Consider the following 25,486-nt stretch of genomic DNA (forward strand, 5'->3'; position numbering starts at 1 on the left):
CCGGTCCGGACGATCCGCAGGCTCCGCCCGACATCGCCGCCGCCCTCAACCGGCTGCTCACCACGGTCAAGTGGGTCGGACCGGACGGCACCCTCCAGGACCTGGACAACAACGTCCACCTGGCGCGTGCCGTGTCCGAGGTCCGCGGCCCCACCCCGCACGTGCAGATCCAGCGCATCCGGCAGGGCACGCAGCCCGACCCCCGCGTGAGCATCCTCTGGGCCGTCGCCGAGGTGCTCAGCGCCCGCGCCTGCGTCCGGATCCCCCTCGACTACTTCGTCGACCCCGCGACACGGGCCCGGGTGCAGCGCGAGCTCGACCTCGAGCTGGACCGCCTCACCATGCTCGTCCGCGGCCAGCGCCCCTGAGCCGGGCGGCTCAGGTCTCCTGCGAGAGCGGGAAGGCAGTGAGGACGACGAAGACCATCTCGGTATCTGCGGGTGGGTCCGTCTCGAAGCGCTTGCGATGCGCGTTCGAGCGTGCGCGGAAGCGCTCCATAAGTCCCGCCAGCTCATCGTCCAGGTCTGCGAGATCCTCGGCAGTCAGCCACAACGAGTAATCACGACCAATGGCAGCGTCTAGCCAACTGTCACTCCACCGCCCGGTCTGCCGCTCTGCGTCGTAGTTGCGGATCCGGTTCACGCGCCGCTGCACGGCGACCCAGTAGGCGTCCTCGATTGCTTGCGCCACCGAGGGGTCGTTCTTGTCCGTCGTGGACCACCGCACAGTCCTCTGAGTCGCCTGCCACACAGCGGCACGGCCTTCCCCGCGGAGGTGCTCGATCCAACCCCCTTCGGCAAGGACGGCGAGGTGGGACTGGATCCCGCGCCGCGCATGCGGGACCAGACGAGCGAGTTCGCCTGTGGACATGGGGCGGTTGCGCACCCTCAACTGCTCGAACAGGTCGATCCGCGACGGATCGGCCAGAGCATGTAGGTGTCGGAGGTGCTCTGCGGTCACTGTCAGATCTTAGGTTCTCGCGGTCCTGGCCTCTCCGCACAATGTGCACCGGGTATCACTCACCTCGCTGTGGTGCCGCGATCTGAGGAAAAATGGGCTGAGTTCTACCACCTCCGAAAGGACCACTCAGATGCGTCGCATTCTCGCCGTTCTCGGCCTGCTCTCCGTCCTCGTCGCCGTGCCCGCCGCCGGTGCGAGCGCAGCGACCACTGGCGGCCCGCAGGGCGTGCACTGCCAGGTCTGCTGACCCGCTCGCTCGACAGAGAGGCCGGACGCCCGCGAGGGTGTCCGGCCTCTCTGCCGTGTCGGAGCCGGTCGTCAGGGGCCGAAGTCGACGAGGACCCAGGCCGGGATCGCCAGCCGGGAGTATCCCGGCCGGTCCGGCACGCCGCTCTGCACCCGCACGGTCGGGCCCGAGCAGGGCTCGGTCCACAGCCGGGACTGGTCGCCGGAGCGGTAGCCCACGGGGACGGCACAGGACACCGGGGTGCCCTCGACCGTCACGTCCGCCTGCCGGGGTCGCAGCGACTCCAGGTCCAGGAGCGAGAAGGCCACCCGGTGCCCGCCGGGGTCCTGGGCGCCGACCTCGTAGTCGAGGACGAGCCGGGACCCGCTGACGTCGACCTCGGAACCGGGGTCGACCTCCCGGCCGTCCACGCGCAGCGCCGTGACCGGGGAGCGCGCCCCCACCGACACCGGCGGTCCGGTCTCGGAGGCCAGGTCCTGCTGCACCACCTCGTCCGGCACCCGGAGCGAGTCCGGCAGCGACCCGGAGACCGGGGTGACCTCGGCGTGGACGCGCACCCCACCGTCGACCGGCGTGAGCGTGGCGGTGACGGCGACGTCGGTGCTCGGCGCGGCGTCCTGGCCGAGCCGGACGAGGAACAGCCCGACGAGACCCACGACGAGCACGAGGAGGAAGACGACCCCGACCCCCACGGCGACCACGACGCCGGACACGCCGGCCTCGGAGGACCGCCCGAGCGCCCCGCGCGGCGTCACGACAGCCGCCCGACGCCGTGCCGACGGCGCTCGCCCGCGGCGAGCCCGACCCGCGCGACGAGGGCGGCGACGAGCCCCCACACGGCGAGGTCGACGACGAACCCGAGCAGTCGGACGATCACCCCCTGGTCCGCGGCTCCCCCGCTCAGCAGGGCCGCCGCGAACAGCGCGTTCCCGCCCCATGCCCACACGTCCAGGACGATCCCGCAGACGGCGGCCAGGACCCATCCGCGCACCGATCCCCGGCCCGTGGCCAGCGTCCCGAGGAAGACCCCGGCGGCGACGACCGCCAGGGTGAGCAGGGTGCGCAGCGCGGCACCGACGAGGAGCAGCGAGGACAGCCCGCTGCCGGCCTCACCCGACCCGAGCCCGACGGCCACCCCGACGACGCCGACGACGGACGCGGCGATGCCGATGCCGGCCGCCACGAGGACACCGGCCACGACCGGGAAGCCCTCGGGCGTCATGCCTCGGAGGGCGTGGCGGACGCGCCGGAGGGACGTTCGCTGCCGTCCCAGGTGAGGGTGGCGACGACGGCCTCGGGGTCGCAGGAGTCCGCGGCGGAGTCGGCCCCGGTCACGCTCACCGTGATCTTCGTGCTGCCCGGCGTCACCCAGGTGCGCAGGGCCGAGGTCCACGTCGGGTCCGTCTCGGTGCCGGCACCACCGGACCCCTGGGCCACGACGCCCTCGGTGTCCTCGGGGGCGTCCGGGTCGTCGCGGATGTCCTCGAGCCGCAGCACGTCGGACAGGTACTGCCGGTAGGCGTCGACGTCACCGGGGAAGGCGCTCTGCACCCCGAGGACGATCCGGCACACGGGTGCCGCGGCGCCCGCCGGGGTGGCCGTCCAGGTCACCTCGTCCAGCTCCGGGTCGCTCGTGTTCTCGGACCGCTCGAAGGTCAGCGCCGCCGGGACGACGACCGAGGCCACCGAGACCGGTGACCGCTCGCCCTCGACCGCACCCGCACCGCCGGAGTCGCCCGAGCCGCCGGAGGGAGAGCCCATCGACGTGCCGTCCTTCCCGCTGCCGTCCGTGCCGGCGCCGTCGTCGGACCCGCCGGAACACCCGGTGAGGACGAGCACGGCGCTCGCCAGGACCCCCGTGGCCAGACGTCGCATCATCACCCTCCGCATCGGCGCCAGAGCACCATACCCCCGACGGCGGGGTCGTAGAACGCGGCGTTCGTGGCGTCGAGCTGCGTCACCGACACCTTGCCGCCGGCGCCGAACGCCAGCAGGTCGCCCGCGAAGGCGCCGACGCTCAGCTCCCCGGACTCGCCCTCGAACTGCTGCGCCGTGAACGACGCCCCGCCGAGCGGCCCGGCCTGGGTGAACCGGTCGGCGAGGGCCGAGACGGCGTCGACCGGGTTCGGGTTCGTCCCGGTGCCGCTGTTCGGCAGGACCGGCAGCCCCGTGCTGTTGAGCACGTCCGCCACGGCGTTCATGTTGTCGGGGTTGGTGAGGTCGAGCTTCAGCGTCGCCTTGCCCTTGACGACCGCGGACGGGGTGATCCCGAGCTTCGTCTTCGCGATGGCGTTCGGGCCGAAGGGGATGCCCTGGCCGACCTTGCCCCCGCCGAGGATGCTGGAGGTGAGGTCGCCCGCGACGTCGATCTGCGCCGAGGTGGCCTGGCCGTCCTTGAAGGTCAGCGCCACCTGCCCCTCGGCCGAGCCCTTGCCCGCGAGCCCGAGCTCGCCGACGAGGGAGTCGCTGGCCTTGAAGTAGTACGTGTACGACGCGCTCTCCCCGGGGGTGCGACCGGGCGTGACCTTCACCCCGAGCGCCTGGCTGGTGTCGACGCCGACCTTGGCCGACAGGCCCGCGCTGGCCCCGGCGTCGGCCGAGCCCTTCGTGCCGAGCTCGACGTAGTACGACGTGGGCGGCGGCGGGTCGTAGCTGGTGCCGGTGACCTTGTCCAGGCCCCACTTGACGAGCGGGCTCGCGAACCCGGTGGTCGAGGACGCGGACCGCTTCGCGAGCTCGACGGCGGTGTCCTTGACGAACTGGTTCGCCGCCTCCTGGCTGTCGAACTCGAAGGTGACCCCGCCGTTCGCGGTGAACGCGGCCTTGGCGCCGGCGCTCAGCCCCTCGCCGAGGCCGAACTCGCCCTTCTCGCCGAACATCACGTGCGCCCCGGCCTTGCCGCCCCCGGCGAAGCTCACGGTGTACTTCGTGTCGCCGTCGGCCTTGCGGACCTGCGCGATGGTCGCGCTGCCGTTGACGCCGAGGTTGACGCTGAAGGCGGTGCCCTCGACCTCGCCCTTGTAGGCGGTGTTCGTCGTCTCGCAGTCCGGCAGGGCGGCGTCGACGTCCGGACCGGAGCCGCCCGGGCACTCCTGGCCGCTGGTGATGAGGCACCAGGCGCGCTGGATCTGCACCGTCACCGACACCGGCGACACGACGAGGACCACCGAGGCGATGACGACGCCCGCGATGAGCGCCGCGCCCACGTACTCCAGCGCCCCGGCCCCGCGTTCGCGGACCGCGCGCGTCACCGTGCCTCGCGCCTCGCTCATCCCGTCCCCGTCCCCGTCCGTGCGTGCTCGTGGCGAGCCTAGCCAGGACCGCCGCCCCGGATCAGGGCCTCCGGGCCCAACTCCGGGCCCATCCCTCGCGGCCGACCGGCGTGGGTCGGCCGACCCGTCAGCGGAGCGTCCGCGGGTCGGTGGAGCTGCGCTCGGCCACGCGGCCGGCCAGCCAGGCGCCGCCCGCCCCCACCCCCGCGCCCAGCAGCAGGGTGACCACCCAGCCGGCGAGGTAGACCGAGGACAGCACGGGCGTGCCCTGGGCCGACAGCAGGACCATGGCGACGAGGGTGCCTGACGCCCCGATGACCGCGGCCGGGACGAGCACCCGCTCCCGCTCGGACGCCAGTGCCGCCAGGACGACCCCGGCGACGAGGGCGGCGGCCGGGACCGTGACGACCTGGAGCAGCAGCAGCAGCTTCTGGAGGACGAGGACGACGACGACGTCGACCACGACCGCGGCGAGGACGGCGCGCCCCATCAGCCGGCGGTCTTCGTGAACGTCAGGGTGTCGACGACGTGCTGCACGACCTGCGGGTCCAGCGTCGCGCCGCTGATCGACACGACCGCCGTGGCCGGGTAGGGGTACTGCCCCGCGACGACCCACACCCCGCGCTTGGTCGTGCCCTCGTCCTCGAAGGTGTAGTCGCTGCGCAGCGCGGTGTCGGCGCCCTCGACCGTCGCGTTCTGCGTGCCGCCGGAGGAGTAGCCCCGGAGCCCGACGGTGGCCGGCAGGTCGAGGCGGCCGAACGCGGCGGACGCGCTGGGGTCCTCGCTGAACCGGCCGGAGATCTGGATCTCCATGTCCTGGCCGACGAAGCGCTTAGTGAAGACGTCGCCCGTCGGCGGCTCCTCCGTCCAGTCCGACGGGTACTGCGCGGTGAGGTGGCCGACCTCGACCTCGGTCCAACCGTCGTCCGGCCCCGAGCACCCGCCCGCGCCGAGGACCAGCGCCCCGGCGAGCACCGCCAGCGCCCCTGCGCGCAGCACGCCCATGACCACACCTCTCTCGTGTCGAGGCGTCACTGTACGCACGCCTCGTAGGGGATGACCGGGCGTGTCCCGTCCGGCTGCGGCGCCCCGAGGTAGGTGGCCTCGGTGGCGGTCGTCTCGTTGCTCTCCATCGTGAAGTCGGCGCCGAAGGCCAGGCCGAACTTGACGTTGAGGGCGAAGGCCTGCACGTCGCTGACCTTGTCGTAGGCGACGCTGCTGCTCGTCGCGTCGGTGTGCATGAGCATGGCGAACGGGTCGTCCGGGTCGGCCACGGAGGGGTCCACGGCGTTGAGGGAGAGCAGTCCCGGGTAGGCGAAGTCGCCGGTGCCGCCGAGCCAGTCGGTGACGATCCTCTGGTTCGCCGCGTCGCTCGGGTCGAGCCGGAGCACGGTCTCGGTGACGACGACGTCGCCGTCGGTGGTCGTGTCGCTGACGCTGCCGCCGCCGCCCCTGGAGTCGTCGCCGGAGCCGGTGCCGACCGACCCGCCGGCCGTGCCGCCGCTGCTGCCGGTGACCTCGCTCGTCGAGGCGATCCTCACCTGGACGATCCGGCCGTCGGCGTCCTTGGTGATCGACAGCGTCATCCCGACGACCGAGCCGGACCCGCCGGTGGCCAGCGTGATCTGGCTGGTCAGGCGGGAGTTGAGGGACAGGTTCGTCGTGTACGTCCGGGTGTCGTCCCGGACGTCGTCCGTCGTGCCCTTGGTGTCGTTGGTCACCGTCCATCTCGCGTCGCCGCCGAGGGCCGCGGACACCTGCTGCTGGGTCATCTGCGCCTGGGTGAGCGGCGCGGTGCCGGTGCTCGCCGAGATCCCCAGCTGGGCGTTGACCTCGCCGGTGAGCGAGATCCCGCCGAAGGTCGTCGACGGCACCGGCGGCGGGTCGGCGCCCGTGGTCGGACGGGGCACGCACACGCCCATCGCGCACGCCGGGTGGGTGAGCGACCACTGGTCGAAGAGGTAGTCGTCGAGCTGCTGGCGGAAGGCCCGCGCCTGGTCCATCGAGTCGAACTGCCAGGTGCTGCCGTAGTCGAACGTGACGCCGCCGCCGAAGTCGACCTTGGCGCCGGCCTCGAGCTGCCCCCACGCGGCGTCGGCGCCGAAGCCGCCCGTGGCGCCGATCTCGGACCCGTTCGTCGCCATCATCGTCACGGTCCCGTCGCTGTACTCGGTGACGACGAAGCCCGCGTTCTCGCCGATCTCGATGAAGCCGATACGGATGACCGAGCTGTAGGAGTCACCGGTCTCGTGGATGCGGCACTTCTCCGGCTCGAAGTCGTCGTCGTCCTGGCCGTCCTCGTCCTCCCCCGCCTCCGTCCCCGCGGCGCAGTCCTGGCCGCCGGTGATCATGCACCAGGCGCGCTGGATCTGCGGGGTCACCGAGGAGGAGTTGACGACGAGGACGACGCCCGCGACGACGATGCCGACGAGCAGCGCGATGCCCACGTACTCGGCGCCGGACGCACCGCGTTCACGGCGCCGTGCCGGCGCCGGTCCTCGGCGGTCCATCGGTCCCCTCCCCGGAGCTGCGGTCTCGTGGGCCACACGCTAGGGACGCCCGGGTGGGTGGCTGAAGGGTCCGCGGGCCCGGTCCCGGGCCCACGTGCGGACCCGCTCAGTCCCAGGCGTCCTCGCGCGTCCGCAGCCCCAGCAGGGCCGCGCCGGCCGCCACGGCGAGCCAGACGAGGAGGTCGACCACGAGCCCGACGGGCACCGACCCGGTGAGCCAGCGACCGAACAGCGCCCCGCCGGCGTCCGCGCCGACGGTCCAGGTGAGCGGGTCCAGGGCGTAGCCGGCGGCGAGGACGCCGAGCGGCGGCACGAGCCAGGGCCACGGACCGCGCCGGGCGAGCAGCACGGCGAGGAACGCGACGGCGACGAGGGTGAGGACGCTGCGCCCGAGGACGGACCCGCCGACGCTGAGGCCGGACGCGCCGACGCTCAGCCCGATCGTGCCGAGGACGCCCGCAAGCGCCCCGACGACGACGGCACCGAGGACGCTCCACACGATGCCCCGCACCACCGGCTGCTCCTCCCTCGCCGGGCCGTCCCTCGGCCGCCGGCGGTGGGGGGATCCTCGCACGAGCCGCGACGGCGCGGCCGCCGCCTGCACCGATCGGACCGGGGGCCCCTCCGCGCCCGGGTAGTCTCGGGCGCGTGGTGGGACGACGTCGCGGGGGCGGTGCAGGCCTCGTCGCCGGGCTGGTGCTCGGCGTGGTGGCCGTCGGCGTGCCCGGGACCGCGGGGGCCCTGCCGAAGGACGTGCCGGTCGACCGCGAGGTCCCGGTCCTCGGCCAGGCGGCCGTCGGCGCGCTGGGCCAGGGCGAGGAGCGCCCGCCCACGATGGTCGTCAGCGTCCACGGCGTCCGCCGCATCCAGGGCGCGACGATCCTCTACTACTCCGTCGGGTTCGCCGGGGACGCCCCCGACCCCGAGCTGCTGCCCGTCACGGACTACGGCACCGGGCCGGACACCTACGGCACCCTCCAGGCCTCCGCCGGCGCGACGTTCATGGACACCGCCGCCGTCATCGACGTCCCGCACCGCCGGTCCTACGCCGCGCTGCGGACCGCGGCCGGGAGGGCCGTCGCCGCACCGCCCCCGGTCAGCGAGGCCGACCGGGTGCGGTTGTCGGACCGGGCCGTCGTGCAGTGGGTGGCGCTCGCCCCCATCCCCGAGAAGCTGCGGACCGTCGACGTCCTCATCGGCAGCGCCTTCGTCACCGGCGTCGCCGTCGGGGACGGGCTGCTGGAGCCGACGGTGGACGACGAGGCGCCGGTCGTCGGCAGCGGCTGGCCGACCATCGACACCCTCGCCGTCGGCGGCGCCCGGAAGGACTACACCGTCAAGAAGCTCGTCGAGCACGTCGGCAAGCGCAAGCCGTCGACGCCCGCGCCGAAGTCCTCCCCGTCCGCGTCGGCCTCGCCGTCGCCCAGCGCGAGCCCGTCGTGACCCGGCTGCGGCGCCGCGTCACCCCGGTGGCCGGCCTGCTCCTCGCGGTGGCCCTCACCGGCTGCACGGGTGAGGCCTCGCCGCCGGACCCCACGTCCAGTCCCTCCCTGACCCTGGCCAAGAGCCCGACCCCCACCGACGCCGGGCCCACCGCGGAGTTCCTCGAGGTCCCCGAGACCCGGGCCATCGCCAGCACCCCGGCGCGGGACGACTCCTCCTACTCCGGCGCCACGTTCACCATCCTCAAGGTCGAGGCGTCGGCCCGCTCGACCCTCGTCGTCTGGTCGGCGACGCACCCGCGGACGCTGTCGGCCGGCTCCGACTTCGACGTCGCGGAGTGGCGGAACTTCCCTGTGCTCGGCACCAAGCGCAAGGCGTACTCGGTCCTCACCTACGAGACCTCCACCGGCGGCACCGAGTGCGTGTGCGTCGACATGCGGGCGATGCGGGCCGAGCCCAACCCGCAGGGCGCCCTCTACCCGCCGCTGCCGCGGGACACCACCTCCGTGACCCTCACCTCCCCGTGGTTCGAGGACGTCACCGTGCCGGTCACCCGCGGCTGACGCCCCCGGCACGGCCTTCGACCGTGCCCGTTCCGCGTCCCGAACGAGACGTACCCGAGACCCGTCGGCGCGATGCCGGTGGGTAGCATCGGCGCTCGGATCTGTTCGCCGACGAGGGGGAACCACGCGATGAAGACCCTGGCTGCCGCGGTCGTGGCTGCCGCCGCCCTGTCCCTGGGGGCGCCCGCCCACGCCGACACCGCGGCCCCGTTGCCCACCGTCGAGGGCGTCCCGGTGCTCGGGCAGGCCCTCATCGGGAACGTCACCGACGACCGCCTCGCCGTCCTCACCGTGCACGGCGTCCGCCGGGTCGAGGGGGCGACGGTGCTGTACTACTCGCTCGGGCTGCGCCCCGAGGACCAGAGCGGCGGGAACGCCTTCTTCAACTCCTACGGCAACGGCAACAACTACGTCCTCAACCAGGGCGGTGCCACCGGGCTCGGCTGCACCGCCGCCGCCATCGACGTCTCGACGAGCCTGGCCTACAGCGCCCTGCGTGTCGACGCCGCCGTGCCGTGCATCGGCACCCCCGTCGCCGACCTCATGGCGCCCGCCGAGGAGCTGGGCAAGGCCACCGTCGGCTGGGTGCTGCTCGCCCCGGTCCCGCAGGACATCTCGACGGTGGACGTCCTCGTCGGCTCGGCCCTCGTGCAGTCCGTCCCCGTCGAGGACGGGCTCCTGGAGCCGGTGTCCGACGAGGCCGCGCCGGCCGTCGGCACCGGCTGGCCGGCGGTCGACACCACGCGGCTCTCGGACGTCGTGAGGGCCAAGGGCGCGGTCTTCGACCTGCGCAGCCAGGTCAAGGACGTCAAGAAGAAGGTCACCAAGGCCACGCGCAAGGGCGGCGAGGAGATCGACCTCGACACCTCGGTCCTCTTCGCCACCGACAAGGCCACGCTGACCTCCCGAGCCCGGGGCGTCATCGCCGAGGCCGCGCGGCAGATCACCGCCGCGGGGTCCTCCGGCTCCATCACCGTCACGGGCCACACCGACAGCAACGCCTCGGACGCCTACAACCTCGACCTGTCCAAGCGGCGGGCCGCCGCCGTCGCCCGGGCCCTGGAGCCACGGCTCCCCGGCGGCATCAGCATCCGGTCCGTGGGCAAGGGCGAGAGCGAGCCGATCGCCGACAACAGCACCGCCGCCGGGCGGGCGCTCAACCGCCGGGTGACGATCACCCTGCCGAAGTGAGGTCCGCGATGACGACCCGCCGCCACGCCGCCGGTCTGCTGACGATCGCCCTCGGGGCCGGACTCCTCGCCGGCTGCACCGGCGACGACGGCCCGGACGACCCGACCCCCAGCGCGAGCGCCAGCGGGTCCGCGTCGGCGTCGGGCTCGCCGTCCTCGACCGCCAGCCCGTCGCCGACGCTGCAGGACCGGTCCGCCGAGCTGCTCGACGGCGCCTCGGGTCTGGAGCAGATCGCGACGACGAAGGCGCGGTCCGGGTCCACCTTCCGGGGGGCCACCTTCACCTTCTACCGGCTCACCCGCAGCGACGCCTCGACCCTCCTGGTCTGGCGGGTCACCGGCGGGCCGTCGAGCAACACCAACGACGCCAACGTCCGGTTCTGGGAGCGCTACCCCGTCCTGGTGACGGGCGGCAAGGAGTACTCGGTCGTCTCCTTCGACAAGGAGAACGACGGCTGGTCGGCGCTGTCCAACCCGTTGCTGCCGCTGAAGTCCGGCGCCGAGGGACCTCCCCAGTCCGCCCTCTACCCGCCGCTGCCCGCCGGGACGAGCACCGTCACGCTCAAGAGCCCGTGGTTCTCGTCGGTGAAGGTGCCCGTCACGGACGCCCCCACCGCCGGCGGCTGAGCGCGGCGCCCGGACGCTGCGGGAGCGCACCCCCACCGCGCTTCCCGGCCCCCGGACACGACTCGGGCCCGGTCGCTGCCCCCTGCGGCGGCGACCGGGCCCGAGGGGTCCGTGGTGCGAGGTGGCGTCACTCGCGCAGCGTCACCTCGAACTCGTCCTTGATGTGCCCGGGCGGGCTGATGAGCGTGGCGTTGCCCGAGGTGTCGACGAAGACCCTGACCTCGATGTCCCCGCAGTCGGCCGTCGTCTCGTAGCCGACGGTCGACCCGGGGATCTCGACGACCACGCAGCCGTCGAGCCGACGGCCCGTCTCGGCGACGGCGGTGGCCTCCTCCTGCTGGCCCGTCTTCGTGACGAAGTCGCTGCGCACCGTGACCTCGACGCGGTCGGCGAGAGGGTAGTAGCAGTAGCGGACGATCCGGGTGTCGTTGCGGGCGGCGAAGGACGACGCACGCCCCTGCCCGTCCCCGCAGGACCAGTGGCTGTGGTGGGAGTGCAGCGAGCTGATGATCTTCCCGTGCGCCTCCTCGCGGACCTGCTGGGCCCCCGCGAGCGCCGCGGCGTCGGCGCCGGACTGGATCTTGCTGGCCTCGCTGGACACCCGCCCGAAGCTGTAGACGATGCTCAAGGCGGCGCCGACGAGCACGAGCACGGCCGTGATGGCCACGGCCGTGACCGCCTGGCCCTGCTCGTGGCGACGAGTGCGCTCCATCCCCGAATCCTCCCTGTCCGACCCCCCGGGGGTCCGTCCCCGGGACCACACAGCATCGTCGGAGCAGGCCCCCGGGGCCGGCTCCGACGATGCTCCGGATCAGTTGGCCTTGATGATGTTGTTCCAGGCCTCGGTGATCTTCGGGCCGACCGCGCCGCTGTTGACGACACCGACGATGGCGGCGATGACGATGCCGGCGACGAGGGCCATGCCCAGGTACTCCAGCGAGTTCTGGCCGGCCTCGCGACGCGCCTCGAGGCGGTCACGCAGGACGGTCGTGCGGGCGGTGAAACGAGCGGCGAGCTGGTGGGTCATGGTGTCTCCTTGGTCTGATCCCCGGTGTCCGAGACCCTGCGGTCCTCGGCCTGACATGGACAAAACTAGGCGGCCCGGGCGGACCCGGACAGGGCCCGGGGGCCCAATCGCGGACCCAGCGCAGGCCCGATCACGACTCGGTCCGTGTGCCCAGCCAGGCGACGATGGCCTCGGCGCGGGTCGAGACCCCGAGCTTGGCGAAGATCTGGTTGATGTGGTTCTTCACCGTCTTCTCGGACAGGAACAGCTCCTTGGCGATGGCCCCGTTGCCGCGGCCGGCCGCGATGAGGTCCATGACCTCGGCCTGCCGCTCGGACAGGTCGAACCGGCTGCGTCCGGGTGCCGGGGCGCCGGAGCCGGACCGGCCCCGGCGCAGGGCGGCGAGGGCGGGCCCGGACAGGCTCCCGATGCCCTCGGCCGCGGCCCGCACCATGGCCCCGAGCCCGTCCGCGTCGAAGGTGCCGTGCACGAGGTAGCCGACGGCGCCCTCCTCGAGCGCGCTGAGGATGACGTCGTCCTCGTCGGAGAAGGTCAGCATGAGGACGTGCGTGAGCTCGCTCAGCTCGCGGACCACCGAGAGGCCGTCGCGCGAGGGCATCCGCACGTCGAGGAGCACGACGTCGGGCTCGGTCTCGCGGACCCGCACGAGCGCCTCGTCCCCGTCGCCGGCCTCGCCGACGATCTCGAGGTCGTCGTCGGTCTCGACGAGGGATCGGATCCCCCGCCTCATCACCGCGCTGTCGTCGACGATGCACACCGTGTACGTCATGTCTCTCCCCTCTCCTGGCTCTTCTCGACGAGGCCGCGGCGGTGCACGGAGAACGCCACCGTCGTGCCTCGTCCCGGACTGCTCGTGAGCTCCATGTGGCCCCCGGCCTGCTGCAGACGCTCCCGCATGCCGGCGACGCCGAAGTGGCCGCGCTCCGGGGCCAGCCCGACGGTCTCGGGGTCGGCCCCGGAGCCGTCGTCGGCCACGGTGAGCACGAGGCGCTCCTCGTCCACGGTCAGCGCCACCTTCGTGGCACAGCGTCCGGCGTGGCGGTGCACGTTGTGCAGGGCCTCGCGCAGCGCCATGAGCAGCTCGTAGCGCACGAGCCCGTCGGTCACCTCCACCGGCTCCAGCCGCGTGGTCACCCGCCGGCCGGTCGTGCTGCGCCACTCGTCGACGACCTGCGCGACCGACTCCGAGAACGGGACCGACGGTGCGGGCTCGCGCAGCTCGCTCATGAGCGAGCGGACCTGGGTGATGACCTCGCGGCAGTCCTGCTCCAGCTCGCCGGCGCGGGCGCGGGCGGCGCCGGGGTCGCGCTCGAGGTGGCGCGGGATGCTGGACGCGGTCAGGGCCATGGCCTGGAGCGACTTCGCGACGGTGTCGTGCATCTCGCGGGCGATCCGGTTGCGTTCCTGGGCCGTGGCGGCGGCGGCCATCGCGTCCCGCAACGAGGCCTGGGCCCGGGCCTCGGCCCGCCCGGAGCGCTGGATGGCGAGCCCGAGCATCCACAGGGTGAGCAGGACGGCCGGCATGACGAGGACGAAGGCGCTCACGCCGTCGTCGTCCAGCGTCTCGCCGGTGAGCAGGACCAGGTGGGTCGCGAGCAGCAGCGCGAGGACCATGAGCCCCGGCACGAAGGGCAGCCAGAGCCCGACGACGAGCGCGGAGGTGCCGAGGGCGAGCGAGAACGGGGTGGCGGCCCCGACGACCCCGACGACGACCGCGACGACGAGGGCGTCGACGAGGATGACGATGGGGTGCCGGGTGAGCAGCCCGCGGAACCGCGCGGAGCTGACGGCGAGGTAGGACAGGGCCGCGGCCAGGACCACCCCGGAGGCGGCGAGCCCGTCGCCGCGCAGGGCCCACACGCCGGCGAGGACGAAGAGGATCGCCAGCCGGGCGAGGAAGGCCACCTGGGCGATCCGCAAGGGGGCCGCGAGGACGGCTCCGCCCTCAGAAACCACCGAAGGACCCGAAGTCGAGGTCGGCACCGATGTACAGACCGACGACGAGCAGGACCATCGCGCCCGGGACCATGACGACGGTGGTCAGCAGGGTGACCCGGGGAGCCAGGGCGGCGGCCTTCTGGCGGGAGCGCTGGGCCGAGGCCCGCCGCATGTCGCCGGCGATCTGGTTGAGGGTGTCGACCAGCGGCGCCCCGAGCTCCTCCGCCTGGAGGTAGGCGGTGGTGAACTCCTCGATGGACTCCGAGGCGTTGCGCTCGCGCATGGCCCGGAAGGCCCCGCGGACGCTGGCGCCGGTGCTGATCTGGTGCAGCGTCGTCATCATCTCCTCCGACAGCGGACCCCCGAAGCGCTCGGCGACGACCGCCAGCGCCTGGCGGAAGCCGATGCCCGCGCTCACCGTGACGGCGAGGACGTCGAGGAAGTCCGGCAGGTCGCGGTCGATCTGCTCGCGACGCTTGCGGCCCATGGCCGAGAGCCGCGCCAGCGGCATGACGAAGATCGCGGCGACCGCCATGAGGACCGGGAGCACCCGGGCCTGGAGGACGAAGATGACCATGGCCGGCGAGATGATGAGGAACCACATGACGCCGCGGGCGATGACCGAGTCGACGTCGATGCCCGAGGGCCGTCCGGCGAGGTCGATCTGCCGGCGCAGCCAGAGCACCGTCTTCGGGGGGAGCAGCACCCGCACCCGGGGGGCCAGCCGGTAGGACAGGGCGCCGAGCGGCCCCTGGGACCGCGCCCGCGTCTTCGTCGCGCCCTGCAGCAGCGCGAGGTCCTCGACGGCGAGGTCGGTGGCCGGGTCGGTGCGCATCATCCGGTAGCCGCGGAGGAACAGGTAGATCGCGACCGCGGCGACCATGCCCGGGACGGCGCCGACGAGCCAGCTCATATGTCCATCCGGGTGATCCGCCGGATGGCGTAGAACCCGCCCCCGAAGATGGCGAAGGCGACGGCCAGGGCGCCCTGACCGAGCGGCTGGCGCGTCATCTTGTCGACGGTGCCCGGCTGCATGAGGTTGAGCATGAGCAGCATGACGACGCCGAGGACGATGACGAAGTACGAGGTCACGACCGGCTGGGCGAGGACGGTGCGCACCTCGCGGCGGGTCTCCTTGCGCTGGTCCAGGGTCTCGGCGATGTCGCGCAGGGCGGTGACGAGCGACCCGCCGCTGCGCGAGGCGACGACGAGGGTGGAGATGAGGACCGAGGTCTCGCGGGAGCCCACGCGCTCGCGCAGGTCGTCCAGGGCGGAGGTCAGGGGCGCGCCGAAGCGCAGCCGGGTCGCGACCCGGGACAGCTCGGTGCGGGCGGGCTCGGCGAGCTCGTCGCCGGCGATGGCGATGGCGGTGGGCAGCGACAGGCCCGCGTAGCTGGCGTTGGCGAGGACGCGGGCGAGCTCGGGCAGCTGGCCGACGAAGGCCTCGCGCCGCCGTTCCCGGGCCCGGCGCAGGTAGAGGCGCACCCCGACGGCGCCGAGGACGAGGCCGAAGACGCCGAGGAGGGGCGCCAGGAGCGTCCACAGCGCGACGGCGATGGCCGCCCCGAGCAGCACCCCGCCGAAGAAGACGACCGACGGCCGCCGGTCGATGCCCGCGACGTCGAGCTCGCGGACGAGCCAGCGGCCGGGTCGGGTGCGGCGGAACCAGCCGTCGAAGACCTCGAGCGTGCTCGGCTCGTCGTCCCCGAGGCCGCTCTCGGCCCCGGTGATGGCGACGTGCCGCTCGCGGGCGGCCCGGGCGAACTCGCGCGCCCCGACCAGCGCCAGCACCGACGCGAGCATCGCGCCGAGGACGATGGCGATGATCACGTCGGGGTCTCCATGAACGCGGGGAGCGGCACCCCGGCCTCGACGAGCCGCCGGCGCAGACCGTCCGGCACCGGGTGGACGACGAAGCGGCCCCGGGTGCGGGCGACGTCGTCGACGTGCAGCGGGTCCCACGTGACGATGGGCTCGAGCCGGAAGTCCTCCTGCCGGCGCGAGGACAGGTACGAGGTGTCGGTGACCCGGCGCGAGCCGTCGCTGTGCCGCTGCAGCTGGACGATGAGGTCGATGGCGGAGTTCACCTGGTCGCGGATGGCGTGGAAGGGCACCTCGACGTCGGACATCGTCGCCAGCGTCTCGAGCCGGGAGAGCGCGTCGTCGGGGCTGTTCGCGTGGACGGTGGTCAGCGACCCCTCGTGGCCGGTGTTCATCGCCTGGAGCATGTCGAGGGCCTCGCCCCCGCGGCACTCCCCGACGATGATGCGGTCGGGGCGCATGCGCAGCGAGTTGCGGACGAGGTCGCGGATCGTCACCTGGCCGCGACCCTCGACGTTGGGCGGCCGCGTCTCCAGGCGGATGCAGTGCGGCTGCTCCATGCTCAGCTCCGCGGCGTCCTCGACGGTGACGATCCGCTCGCTCGGGGCGATGAAGGAGGACAGCGCGTTGAGGAGGGTCGTCTTCCCCGAGCCGGTGCCGCCGGAGACGACGACGTTGAGCCGGGCCTCGACGCAGGCCCGCAGGAGCTCCGCGAGCTCGGCGTTGAGCGAGCCCCACTCGATGAGCCGCGGCAGCGAGATCGCGGTCGGGAAGAGCCGGATCGTCACCGTGGGGCCGTTGAGCGCGAGCGGCGGCAGGACGACGTTGACGCGGGCGCCGCGCGGCATGCGGGCGTCGGCCGGGAGGCGCGCGTCGGCCATCGGGCTGGACTCGTCGACACGCCGGTTGACGGTGGAGACGATGCGGTCGATGGTCTGGAGCAGCTGCTCCTCGCTCGTGAAGCCGGTGGGCCAGAGCTCGAGCCGGCCGCTGCGCTCGACGTAGATCGTCTCGTGGCCGTTGATCATGATCTCGCTGACCGTCGGGTCGGCGAGGATGGGCTCGAGGACACCGAGCCCGACGGCCTCGTCGACGACCCGGCGGACGAGCAGGTTGCGCTCGCTCTGGCTGAGGATGACGCCCTCGCGCGAGACGAGGTGGGCGATGACCCGCTCCAGGCGGGCCCGACGCTGGCTGGGCTCGAGCCGGCTGAGCTCGCCGAGGTCGACCTCCTCCAGCAGCAGCCGGCGGAAGGTCGAGATGAGCGAGTCGTCCTGGGTGCCGATCCGGCTCGCGGCGGCGGGGTCACCGATGAAGGACCCGTACGAGCGGCTCACGGGTTCTCCGCGGGCATGGAGACCGTGCGCTCCACGGGGTCCAGACCGAGGACGGTGAAGGCGGGGACGGCCACGGACACCGTGTAGGTGTAGCCGTCGCCGGACCGGCCCCCGGTGAGGGTGTGGTCCTTCAGGCCGGCGGGCAGGGAGTCCTGCGCGGCGGCGTCCGGGCTCTGGCCCACCGTCGCGGCCCGCGCCGCGGCCCGGGCGGCCTCGTTCGCCGACACCGCGGCCCACCCGCCGACGGCCAGCTGCCAGGTCATGAACGCCACGACCATCACCATCGGGGCGAGGGCGAGGAACTCCAGGGACGCCGTGCCCCGCTCGGCGGCCGACGCGACACGGCGCCTCATCGCTCGTCCACCACCGAGCGGGTGGAGCTGAGGCTCTGCGGGAACTTCAGCGCGGCCGGGCCGGCCGCCGGGATCTGCATCTTCACCGTCACCGAGTCCCCGCTGGCCGAGACCGTGAGGTCGTCGAAGGCCCAGGGCGAGCGCTGCCGGGCCTCGGCCTGGGCGCTGGAGGTGCTGCCGGTGATCGAGTACTCCCGGGCCGCGACCCGCGAGGCGTTGCCCGACATGACGAAGGTGAGCCCGATGGCGAGGATCTGCCACCCGGCGAGGGCGATGAAGAAGATGAGCGGCAGCATGACGACGTTCTCGAGCGCGAGCTGCCCCTTCTCGCGCCGTCGTCGGCGACCGGTCGGTGCCGGGGCGGCAGCCGCGGCCGCCGCGGTGGCGACCTCCTGCTCGCGCGGCGCGGTCTCCTCGGCCTCGGCGGTCTTCTCCGGTGGACGCATGGCCCCTCCCCTGGTCCGGCGTTCCTTCGTGGTGACGGCGTTCTCGAGCTCGAGCTCGGCGCGCACGGCGCTCATGAGGCGCCACCAGGCGACCTCCGTGACGGCGCGCGGGTCGCGCTCGTTCATCGCGGGCTCCAGCGCCCGCACCGAGAGCGGGATCTTCGACTCCAGCACGGTGGCGCTGGTCAGCTGCTCGACGGCGCTGGCCGGGAAGATGCTCGTCCGGTCGACCTTGTTGACGAGGACCCGCAGCGCGCTCTCGTCGGTGACCCCGAGGGCCTCCCAGGCGAGGATGCGCTTGCGCATGGCCCGCACGGCGAGGACGTCGGCCGTCGTGACGACCACCGTCTCGTCGGCGAGCTCGACGACGGTGGCCTGGCTGGGCGACACCGACCCGCCGCCGTCGACGACGATGAGGTCGAACTCGCGGCGCAGGAGCGCGAACACCGGGCGCAGCGCCTCGGCGGTGATGATCTCGACGAGGCGGACGTCGGCGGGGCTGAGGAGCAGGTCGAGCCCGCACTCGTGCTGGACGACGGCGTCGTTGACGGCCGTGCTCGACAGGTCCTGGTGGACCTTGGCCAGGTCGGCCATGGAGACCGCCTGCCGCACCTCGAGCACGGCGCTGACGTCGCCCTTCTCGAGGTCCATGTCGACGACGCACACCCGCCGGCCGGGGTTGGCGGCCAGGTGGTCGACGGCGAGGTGCAGCGCCAGGGTCGTCGTGCCGACGCCCCCCTTGGCCCCGACGAAGGCCAGCACCTTGCCGCGGGCCGAGCTGGCCTGGGCGATGGCGCCGGCGAGGATCCGCTTCATCTGCCGCGACCAGTCGTGGGCCTGGGTCACCTTGGCCGACAGGTCGTCGAACGCGAAGGGGTGGGCGATGACCCCGCGGGCGCCGGCCTCCATGGCCCGGATGACCGTGGTCGGCGTGCGCTCGCCGGAGACCTCGAGGACGGCGACACTCGGGTGCCGGGCCCCGAGGTCGCGGATGGTCTGGACCACCGGCTCGGGGCCGAGGTGCTCGTGGAGCAGGACGAGGTCGGGCTCGAGCCGCGAGGTGTAGTCGAGCACCATGCTGCTGGACTGGGCGACGCCGATGACCTCGGCCTCGTCGAGCTCGTCGAGCAGCGAGCGCAGGTCGGACTCGATGGTCCCGTTGGACATGCCGATGAGGATGCGCATCAGTTGTTCGCCTTCTCCCGGACGGCCTTGCCCCCGAGCTCGCTGGCGTCGTACTCGTTGGGCTCGCCCTGCCGGTTGGTGCCGACGTCGTTCGGGAGGGCCACGAGGCGGACCTCGCTGGCGAACGCGGCGGCGTAGGTGACCGACAGCGCCTGCTCGGGCTCGAGCGCGAGGGTCACGGGCAGGACCCGCTGCTCGGAGGTGCCCGAGGTAGCGCTCTGCTGGGTGACGGTCTGCTCGCCGGCGATGGAGACGATGCGCACGTCGCGCACGAGGATGCGGACCGACTTCGGCAGGCCCGGCACCTCGGAGAAGACCGCGTAGATGTCGACCCGGTCCCCCGGACGGACCCGGCCGGCCACGCCGGTGACGGAGTCGACGTTGACGGCGACCTCGCGCTCGGTGGAGGACAGCGAGCTGCTGGGGATGAGCATGTCCGAGCTGACCGTCGTCCCGGGGTTGAGCCGGAAGCCGACCCGGCGGCCCTGGAGCTCGTCGAGGGAGAGCACGGAGGACTTCGAGACCCAGCGCTCCGGGACCTCGACGGCCTCGATGTTGTCCGGCCCGAGCGGGGTGTAGGCCTCGATCGCCTGCCGCGCCTGGTACACGGTGACGCGCGAGCCCACCTGCGAGTTGACGTTCGCGACGTACGCGGACACGGCAAAGAACGTGCCGACCGCGACGACGAACGAGACGAGGACGAAGAGGAGTCCTCGGCGCTGGCGGGGGTTCATGCGGACGGCACCTCGAGCGGCTGGGAACGGACGTGGCAGTAGGGGCACACCTCGGCGTGCAGGGTGTCGCGGCAGACCCGACAGCGGCCGCGGCCGGGACCCGGCGGCTCGAGCACCTCGCGGACGACGACGAACTCGACGCCCGGGTTGCCGTAGAGGCGCTTGGCGTCGGAGGTCACGGGCGGGACGTGGACGACGTCGTCGGACCCGAACCAGGCGGCGAGCTGGCGCGCGCCGGGGTGGTCGGCCTCGGCGCCGACGACCAGCTGCTCCTCGCCCTGCGCGGTGTAGCCCCCGGCGCTCGCGCGCTCGACCCGGCCCTCGGTGCCGCAGCGCGCGACGAACCGGGCACCGCCGGGGACGATGGAGCGCAGGTGCTGCCCGAAGGACGGGCTCGGGCTGTCCAGGCGGGTGACCCGCTTCAGCCAGGCCCCGCCCACCCCGCGCGCCAGGGTGTGCTCGATGCGGGCCAGCCGGGAGACGTCGCCCTCGCCCTCGACGTGGGCGGCCTCGAGGCCGATGACGGTGGCGGCGAGGAGGCTGGAGTCGACCTGGAGCCGGCTGACGGGCACGGCGGGGACGGCGCCCGACACGACGTTGGCGAGGAAGGCGGCGTCGGCGGCCTGGGCCGGACGGTGCAGGAGGACCAGGTGCGGGTCCTCGCCGGACGTCTCGCGCAGGCGGGCCGCGACCTGCGGTCCGGCGAGGTGACCGGCCACGAGGGCGGTGTCCGCCCCGAAGCCCCAGTCGACGACCTCGTCCGCGGCGCGCGACGGGTCGAGGACAAAGACAGACAGCGACATCCGTAGGCTCTCCTGCGACTCCCCCGGGGTGGACCACCGGCTCGTGGTCCCGCGCGAGTTTACCCGGCGGGTTCCGGCACGACCAACGAGAGTGACGATGGGGAAGAATTCGAGACGGGCGCGACGCAGGCGTCGGACGAACAGTCGGCGCTCGCACTCCGTCGCGCTCGTGCTGGGGGCGCTGTGCGCCGTCCTGGGGCTGGGGGCCGTCGTGGTGGGGGTGATCGCGTGGTCGATGGACCGCCCGGCGCCGCAGCAGCTGCTCGACGGCGAGACCGCGCTGGTCGGCCGCAGCCCGTGGTTCGACGCCGGCAGCACGCTGTTCGCCGCTCCGCTGCGCGACGGGTCCGTCCCCGGGCCGACGCAGCTGGGCTGCACGCTGTACACCCAGGAGGGCGACCGCGCGCTGCGCACGCCGGCCGACCCGGACCGGCTGGGCACCCGCGTCGTCGCGCAGACCTCGCTGGAGGCCAGCGTGCGGGTGGGGTCGACGGGCGACACCGACCGGATCATGTGCGACGGCCCGGCGATGCAGGACGCCATCGTCTGGGTGCTCTCGACGAACGCGGGACCCTCCCGGTACCCGCTCTCGATCGTCGTCGGCGGGGTCGCCCTGCTCGGGCTCGCGGCCCTCGTGGACCCCAGGGCCCGGGGCCTGCGCCGCGGGCTCGGCTGAGTCCGGCCCCGCCCCTCCGCGCGGGCCGGGCGCACCCGGGCGCACGTGGTCGACATGCCGTTCACGGTAATCGGGCCGAGCCCGCGGTTCGCGGGTGCGAGGACCCATTCCGGACCCAGTGCCCTGGGTCCGCCGACCCCATGGGACCCCTTGCGCCACAACGGCCCACGCACGTCACACCCGTCGCGCGCGGACGACGACGGGCGGGGGCGGAGTCAGCCGACGGTGAGGACGGAGCCCTTCGCGACGCCCCACGCGGCCATCGAGCCGGCGGCGGCCTCGATGGTGTCGGTGGCCCGCAGGCGCGGCATCGTCATCCCGGTCCAGGCCCGCAGCGTCGCGACCCGCAGGACCCGGCCGGTCCGGTCGACGACGGCGACGTCGATGGGGTAGCGCATCCCGACCATGTGCACGCTCGGGCACTTGGTGATCCACAGCGCGCCGTCGACCCCCGAGGTGCCGAGCAGGCCCCGGCGGCGGTCCGCCGGGGTGTCGGCGACGGCGAGGGGCCCGACGTCGCGGCCGTCGACGAGCAGCCGGCGGCCGCCCGGCCCGAAGCGCGGCCGCTGCTCGGTCATGCCCCACCCCGCAGGACGGCGAGGGTGCCGGGCGCCGCGAGGACGACCCCGGCGCCGAGTGCCATGTGCGGCCCGAACGCCAGGCTCGACCCCCGGCCGGCCCGGCGCCGGGCGAGCATGACCAGGGCCTGGGCCCCGGCGGAGAGGAAGGCGAGCACGGTGGCGACGACGACGTGCGCCACCGACAGCGGGGCGAGCAGCAGCCCGAGGACCACGCCGAGCTTGGCGTCGCCGAGCCCCATGCCCTCACCGGACCCGACGAACGCCCCGAGCACGACGTTGAGCAGGTAGAACGCCCCGAGCGCGACGCCCCCGACGACGCCGGCCACGAGCGGCCGCACCGACCCGTCGACGAGGGCGACGACACCGAGCCCGACGAGCGCGACCCCCGCCGCCGGGTAGGTCCAGCGGTCCGGCAGGCGCCGGGTGTCGAGGTCGATGGCCGACAGCCCGACGAGCACCGGCACCGCGAGGCTGAGCAGCACGCCGAGCGCCGGGTGCGGCGGGACCTGCCCGGCGGCGACGAGCCCGAGGGTGAGGGCGGTGACCGGCAGCACCCACCGCGTGCCGCGCAGCGGGAGGTCGGTCTCGTCGTCGTAGCGGTAGGTGCGGCCCCGGAGGTGGCGGGTGAGCAGCGCACCGGCGGCGAGGCCGGCGGCGACACCACCGGCGAGGAGCAGCCAGACCATCAGGCGCAGCCCGAGGAGCGGGGCACCCACCCCGTCCCGTCCCACGCCTGCGGCGGCGAGGAGCGCACGACCTGGGCCAGCCCGGCCTCGACGGGGTCCGCGTTCGGATCGTCGACGACGACGACGCCGGCGGGGTCCTGCCGGGTGACGTAGCCGTTGGCCGTCGCGGCGCTCTTGAGCGCGGTGGACGCCCGGGCGAAGGTCTCGGGCGAGCCGGTGCTCGTCGTCGCCGGCACCCCGAGGCTGCTGGACCCGACGGCGGACGCGAGCGCCGAGAGGACCTGGTCCTGGCCGCCGCCCCGGGTGTCGAGGTGGGTGACGTACAGCGAGCCGGACGGCGTGCTCGGTCCGGTGGGGGTGAAGTCGCGGTCGGTGACGGTGCGGACCGACAGGACGGTGCCCGCGGGGTCGCGGTCGACCTCGAGCAGCATGGGGACGAGGTCGGACGCGGCCTCCGTGCCACCCGTGCGCTCGGAGACACCGACGTACTCGGTGGTCGACCCGTCGTCGTAGGTGAGGGTGCCGACGGCCTCGCCGCCGGCGTCGAGCGCGACCGTCTGGTCGTAGGCGTTGAGCGAGAGGCCGGCCTGGACGCTGGTGTCGGTGTAGACCGCCGTCGGCGCGGGAAGGCCCTCGGTGCCGCCGAGCAGGCCGACGGCGGAGTCCAGGGCCGCGCTCACCGCCCCGGTGCCGTCGCCGACGACGGCGTCGCCCCACGACTGCTCGCGGTCGGCGGAGAGCAGGCCGGCGAGGGCGGACGGCGAGGAGGCCGACCACACCTGCGACCCGCCGCCGAGCAGGAACGGTTCGAGCCCGCTCGAGGCGTCCCCGAGGCTCTGGCCGGCCCAGGTGCGCGACGCGGCACCCGACGGGGCGGCGCCGGACACCCGGAAGGTGCCGTCGCCCATCATCGCGACGGCCAGGTCGCCGCCGCCCGGTCCACCCCCGGCCGGGACGGTCCCCCGGACCGGTCCGGCCGCTCCGCTCGGGGCGCCGACGCACTGCGCCGCGCCGGCCCCGAGGCCGTCGATGCCGCCGCCGGTGCCACCGGAGCCCTCGCCCCCCGTCCCGCCGGAGCCGCAGCCCTGCCCGCCGGTGATGCCGCAGAAGGCCGACGTCATCTCGGTGGCGGTGCGCTGCCCGCTGACGGTGAAGGCGACGGCGGCGATGACCGTGCCGACGACGAGCATGATGCCGAGGAACTCCAGCGACGCCAGGCCGGACTCCCCGCGCAGCGGCAGGCGGCGGTCCGTGGGTGGCGTCACCCCGCCATCGTGCCCGCGACGGCGGCGGTTCCGCGAGGGTCCCAGGGCCCACCGGGGCCTCATGTCCCGATCTCCACGGTCCCCATGACCTCCGGGACCGACGAGGTCGCGAACTCGTCCGCCGGCGCGTACCCGACGACGCTGACGATCTCGCCGCCCGGCCCCGGCAGGAAGAGCTGCCAGACCTCACGGCGCTGCTCGTCGCCCCGGAAGTTCTCGGTCCACTGGACGAGCACGCCGGGGTGCTCGGCGTCGCGGCCGCGGGCCGCCGACCGCACCACGGTGCGGTCGTTCTCGCGCAGCCGTTGCTCGAGGCGGTAGCTCTGCTCCAGCAGCGGGGTCGACGGCTTGGTCTCGACGACGACGGAGACGGCCGTCCGGGCGGGACCCTCGACGCTGGGCTCGCTCCAGCGCGCGACCTCGCCGGTCGAGACCGCGCGGCGGCGTTCCTCCCACTGGCCCGGGACGGCCATGGACCAGCCACGGCCGGTGACCTCGCGGCTGCCGACCGGTCGCTGCGGGACGGGGGTCACGCTGGCCGACGGGCTGGCGGTGGGCCGGATGTCCGACCCGGCGAACGGCTCGTCCGAGGAGCAGCCGGCGGCGAATCCGACGGCGACGACGGTCACGGCGACCAGCGGGATCGTGCGGCGGAGGGCACCGCGCGTGGGGGGCTCCCCCGGGCCGTCGCCCCCGTGCCACATGGCCCCGAGGATACCGGCGTGCCCGGCGGGTCGCCGGGCCTCGCCACGGTCGCGGGTCTAGGAGACGCGTTCCATGACCGAGCGGTAGCCGGTGGCCTCCTGGGTGAAGCGGTCGCCGTCGCAGGTGTAGGAGACCGAGCCGGCGCCGGGCTTCAGCTCCTGCTGCTTGGGGTCCGACCCGGCGACGGTGACGGTGAGCGTGCCGTCGGAGGAGCGCAGGTCGAAGGACATCGACCCGCCGTCGGTGCGCACGCCGTAGACGACGGTGCCGGAGTAGACGGCCTGCCCCTCGCCCTGGTCGGTGGCGACCTGCGCGGGCGTCGAGCCGTAGGTGACGGTCTCGGTGCCGTCGGCGGTGATCTCGAGGGTGCGGTCGACGCCGCTGATCGTCACCGTGCCCTGGTCGGTCTTCGCGCTCTCGGAGTGCTCGACGGTCCGCCACGTCCCGACGAGGCAGTCGTCCAGCGACCCGGACCCGCCGGACCCTCCGGACGCCCCGCCGTCGGTCCCGCCGGAGGTCGACCCGCCACCCGGGACCGGGACGGGCGCCGCGGCGGTGCCCTGGGTGGACCCGCTGACGGCGATGCCGGTGACGAGCCCCGCGACGAACAGCAGGGCCGCGCCGAGCACCGCCCCGAGCGTGACGGCCACGACGACCCACGTGCGCGGCCCCTGCCGGGCCACCTGCGGCTGCTCCATCCGTGCCTCCCCGAGCGGTGGTCGAGTCCCACACCCTGCCACGCGCGGATGACGGAGGGCACGTCGTGCGGCCCGCGCGGGACGCCCGCCGCGTGGCGGCGTGGCTCAGGCGCCGGTCCGGGGCCGGCGCCAGGGCACGGCGCCGGGGGGAGGCGGGGTCCTCGTCGGCGGTGCGGTGCCCGGGGGCGGCGGTCCCGGTGCGTCCTCGTCCGGCCCGGGGTCCCGCGGGGCCGGCGGCGACACCGGCGGGGAGGGTGCCGGCGCGTACGTCGTCGGGCCCGGTGGGGGTGCCGCCGGGTCCTCGGTAGTCGCTTCCGGGGTCGCTCCGGCGGCCGCCGGGCGGGGTGCGGCCGGCCCCGGACCCGGCGGGGCGGGCGGGGACGCCCCCGGGCCGGACGCGGGCGCCGTCGACGGGGGCG

At 74.1% G+C, this 25,486-nt stretch carries 31 protein-coding genes; 6 read left to right on the plus strand and 25 right to left on the minus strand.

Annotated elements, in window-relative coordinates; genetic code table 11:
* On the plus strand, positions 1 to 368 hold a 368-nt coding region (locus EPD83_RS15460; protein WP_165566820.1), incomplete at its 5' end, for a hypothetical protein.
* 10 nt (positions 369 to 378) lie between these two features.
* Here EPD83_RS15460 and EPD83_RS15465 read toward each other — a convergent pair.
* The 9 genes from EPD83_RS15465 to EPD83_RS15505 all read right to left on the minus strand — a co-directional run bounded on the left by EPD83_RS15465 (position 379) and on the right by EPD83_RS15505 (position 7,503).
* Positions 379 to 960 (minus strand): ArsR/SmtB family transcription factor, encoded by a 582-nt coding sequence (locus EPD83_RS15465; protein WP_165566821.1) that lies wholly within the window; start codon positions 958 to 960, stop codon positions 379 to 381.
* 318 nt (positions 961 to 1,278) lie between these two features.
* A complete protein-coding gene (locus EPD83_RS15470) occupies positions 1,279 to 1,920 on the minus strand; it encodes a hypothetical protein (RefSeq protein ID WP_165566822.1) in 642 nt (213 codons plus the stop codon).
* A gap of 38 nt (positions 1,921 to 1,958) precedes the next feature.
* On the minus strand, positions 1,959 to 2,429 hold the full coding sequence (locus EPD83_RS15475; protein WP_165566823.1) for a hypothetical protein: 471 nt from the start codon (positions 2,427 to 2,429) through the stop codon (positions 1,959 to 1,961).
* On the minus strand, positions 2,426 to 3,082 hold the full coding sequence (locus tag EPD83_RS15480) for a hypothetical protein (protein ID WP_165566824.1): 657 nt from the start codon (positions 3,080 to 3,082) through the stop codon (positions 2,426 to 2,428). Before EPD83_RS15480 ends, EPD83_RS15475 begins: the two co-directional genes overlap by 4 nt.
* A gap of 2 nt (positions 3,083 to 3,084) precedes the next feature.
* Positions 3,085 to 4,479, minus strand: coding sequence for a hypothetical protein (locus EPD83_RS15485; RefSeq protein ID WP_128368514.1), 1,395 nt, complete (start codon positions 4,477 to 4,479; stop codon positions 3,085 to 3,087).
* Positions 4,480 to 4,606: 127 nt separating this feature from the next.
* The gene (locus EPD83_RS15490; protein ID WP_128367817.1) at positions 4,607 to 4,969 is read right to left on the minus strand and encodes a hypothetical protein; all 363 of its coding nucleotides are present in this window, start codon (positions 4,967 to 4,969) and stop codon (positions 4,607 to 4,609) included.
* Positions 4,969 to 5,484: a hypothetical protein gene (locus EPD83_RS15495; protein ID WP_165566825.1), complete on the minus strand. Its 516-nt coding sequence runs from the start codon at positions 5,482 to 5,484 to the stop codon at positions 4,969 to 4,971. Before EPD83_RS15495 ends, EPD83_RS15490 begins: the two co-directional genes overlap by 1 nt.
* Before the next feature lie 26 nt (positions 5,485 to 5,510).
* Positions 5,511 to 6,989: a hypothetical protein gene (locus EPD83_RS15500; protein ID WP_128367815.1), complete on the minus strand. Its 1,479-nt coding sequence runs from the start codon at positions 6,987 to 6,989 to the stop codon at positions 5,511 to 5,513.
* A 106-nt stretch (positions 6,990 to 7,095) separates the two neighbouring features.
* A complete protein-coding gene (locus EPD83_RS15505) occupies positions 7,096 to 7,503 on the minus strand; it encodes a hypothetical protein (RefSeq protein ID WP_128367814.1) in 408 nt (135 codons plus the stop codon).
* 134 nt (positions 7,504 to 7,637) lie between these two features.
* Here EPD83_RS15505 and EPD83_RS15510 point away from each other — a divergent pair, with 134 nt between their 5' ends.
* The 4 genes from EPD83_RS15510 (at position 7,638) to EPD83_RS15525 (ending at position 10,812) form a co-directional block, all read left to right on the plus strand.
* On the plus strand, positions 7,638 to 8,432 hold the full coding sequence (locus EPD83_RS15510) for a hypothetical protein (RefSeq protein WP_128366834.1): 795 nt from the start codon (positions 7,638 to 7,640) through the stop codon (positions 8,430 to 8,432).
* Entirely contained in the window at positions 8,429 to 8,995 is a 567-nt protein-coding gene (locus EPD83_RS15515) for a hypothetical protein (RefSeq protein WP_128366835.1), read from the plus strand. Before EPD83_RS15510 ends, EPD83_RS15515 begins: the two co-directional genes overlap by 4 nt.
* A 129-nt stretch (positions 8,996 to 9,124) precedes the next feature.
* Positions 9,125 to 10,186, plus strand: coding sequence for an OmpA family protein (locus EPD83_RS21000; RefSeq protein WP_322095796.1), 1,062 nt, complete (start codon positions 9,125 to 9,127; stop codon positions 10,184 to 10,186).
* Positions 10,187 to 10,194: 8 nt separating this feature from the next.
* The gene (locus tag EPD83_RS15525) at positions 10,195 to 10,812 is read left to right on the plus strand and encodes a hypothetical protein (protein WP_128366836.1); all 618 of its coding nucleotides are present in this window, start codon (positions 10,195 to 10,197) and stop codon (positions 10,810 to 10,812) included.
* Between the two features lie 127 nt (positions 10,813 to 10,939).
* On the opposite strand, the gene EPD83_RS15530 is transcribed toward EPD83_RS15525, so the two are convergent.
* From EPD83_RS15530 to EPD83_RS15580, 11 genes are all read right to left on the minus strand, one after another.
* Positions 10,940 to 11,524, minus strand: a complete 585-nt coding sequence (locus EPD83_RS15530) for a pilus assembly protein TadG-related protein (RefSeq protein WP_128366837.1) — start codon at positions 11,522 to 11,524, stop codon at positions 10,940 to 10,942.
* Between the two features lie 99 nt (positions 11,525 to 11,623).
* Positions 11,624 to 11,839 carry a hypothetical protein gene (locus EPD83_RS15535; protein WP_128366838.1) on the minus strand — a complete coding sequence of 72 codons (216 nt, stop codon included), beginning with the start codon at positions 11,837 to 11,839 and terminating at the stop codon, positions 11,624 to 11,626.
* Positions 11,840 to 11,969: 130 nt separating this feature from the next.
* Entirely contained in the window at positions 11,970 to 12,608 is a 639-nt protein-coding gene (locus EPD83_RS15540) for a response regulator (protein ID WP_128366839.1), read from the minus strand.
* Positions 12,605 to 13,795: a sensor histidine kinase gene (locus EPD83_RS15545; protein ID WP_165566826.1), complete on the minus strand. Its 1,191-nt coding sequence runs from the start codon at positions 13,793 to 13,795 to the stop codon at positions 12,605 to 12,607. Before EPD83_RS15545 ends, EPD83_RS15540 begins: the two co-directional genes overlap by 4 nt.
* Complete coding sequence (locus EPD83_RS15550) at positions 13,785 to 14,690, minus strand: type II secretion system F family protein (protein WP_128366040.1); 906 nt, start codon at positions 14,688 to 14,690, stop codon at positions 13,785 to 13,787. The genes EPD83_RS15545 and EPD83_RS15550 overlap by 11 nt, the downstream gene beginning before the upstream one ends.
* Entirely contained in the window at positions 14,687 to 15,607 is a 921-nt protein-coding gene (locus EPD83_RS15555; RefSeq protein WP_128366041.1) for a type II secretion system F family protein, read from the minus strand. Before EPD83_RS15555 ends, EPD83_RS15550 begins: the two co-directional genes overlap by 4 nt.
* Positions 15,604 to 16,935, minus strand: a complete 1,332-nt coding sequence (locus EPD83_RS15560) for a CpaF family protein (RefSeq protein ID WP_235950657.1) — start codon at positions 16,933 to 16,935, stop codon at positions 15,604 to 15,606. The genes EPD83_RS15555 and EPD83_RS15560 overlap by 4 nt, the downstream gene beginning before the upstream one ends.
* Complete coding sequence (locus tag EPD83_RS15565; protein ID WP_128366042.1) at positions 16,932 to 17,288, minus strand: TadE/TadG family type IV pilus assembly protein; 357 nt, start codon at positions 17,286 to 17,288, stop codon at positions 16,932 to 16,934. The genes EPD83_RS15560 and EPD83_RS15565 overlap by 4 nt, the downstream gene beginning before the upstream one ends.
* Positions 17,285 to 18,919 carry an AAA family ATPase gene (locus EPD83_RS15570; protein ID WP_128366043.1) on the minus strand — a complete coding sequence of 545 codons (1,635 nt, stop codon included), beginning with the start codon at positions 18,917 to 18,919 and terminating at the stop codon, positions 17,285 to 17,287. Before EPD83_RS15570 ends, EPD83_RS15565 begins: the two co-directional genes overlap by 4 nt.
* Entirely contained in the window at positions 18,919 to 19,653 is a 735-nt protein-coding gene (gene cpaB, locus EPD83_RS15575) for a Flp pilus assembly protein CpaB (protein ID WP_128366044.1), read from the minus strand. Before cpaB ends, EPD83_RS15570 begins: the two co-directional genes overlap by 1 nt.
* Positions 19,650 to 20,456 carry a hypothetical protein gene (locus EPD83_RS15580; protein WP_128366045.1) on the minus strand — a complete coding sequence of 269 codons (807 nt, stop codon included), beginning with the start codon at positions 20,454 to 20,456 and terminating at the stop codon, positions 19,650 to 19,652. The genes cpaB and EPD83_RS15580 overlap by 4 nt, the downstream gene beginning before the upstream one ends.
* A gap of 169 nt (positions 20,457 to 20,625) precedes the next feature.
* Between EPD83_RS15580 and EPD83_RS15585 the strand changes: the two genes are divergently transcribed.
* Positions 20,626 to 21,132, plus strand: a complete 507-nt coding sequence (locus tag EPD83_RS15585) for a hypothetical protein (protein ID WP_128366046.1) — start codon at positions 20,626 to 20,628, stop codon at positions 21,130 to 21,132.
* 215 nt (positions 21,133 to 21,347) lie between these two features.
* Here EPD83_RS15585 and EPD83_RS15590 read toward each other — a convergent pair whose 3' ends face one another.
* From EPD83_RS15590 to EPD83_RS15610, 5 genes are read right to left on the minus strand one after another with little or no spacing between them, the layout of a single operon-like run.
* Positions 21,348 to 21,710, minus strand: coding sequence for a DUF192 domain-containing protein (locus EPD83_RS15590; protein ID WP_128366047.1), 363 nt, complete (start codon positions 21,708 to 21,710; stop codon positions 21,348 to 21,350).
* Positions 21,707 to 22,429 (minus strand): prepilin peptidase, encoded by a 723-nt coding sequence (locus EPD83_RS15595; RefSeq protein WP_128366048.1) that lies wholly within the window; start codon positions 22,427 to 22,429, stop codon positions 21,707 to 21,709. Before EPD83_RS15595 ends, EPD83_RS15590 begins: the two co-directional genes overlap by 4 nt.
* Entirely contained in the window at positions 22,399 to 23,664 is a 1,266-nt protein-coding gene (locus EPD83_RS15600; RefSeq protein WP_128366049.1) for a hypothetical protein, read from the minus strand. Before EPD83_RS15600 ends, EPD83_RS15595 begins: the two co-directional genes overlap by 31 nt.
* 59 nt (positions 23,665 to 23,723) lie before the next feature.
* Positions 23,724 to 24,368 (minus strand): hypothetical protein, encoded by a 645-nt coding sequence (locus EPD83_RS15605; RefSeq protein WP_128367147.1) that lies wholly within the window; start codon positions 24,366 to 24,368, stop codon positions 23,724 to 23,726.
* 57 nt (positions 24,369 to 24,425) lie between these two features.
* On the minus strand, positions 24,426 to 25,067 hold the full coding sequence (locus EPD83_RS15610) for a hypothetical protein (protein ID WP_128367148.1): 642 nt from the start codon (positions 25,065 to 25,067) through the stop codon (positions 24,426 to 24,428).
* Positions 25,068 to 25,486 lie beyond the last annotated feature (419 nt).

The sequence above is a fragment of the Phycicoccus flavus genome, from assembly GCF_004025965.2.
Lineage (GTDB): Bacteria > Actinomycetota > Actinomycetes > Actinomycetales > Dermatophilaceae > Phycicoccus > Phycicoccus flavus.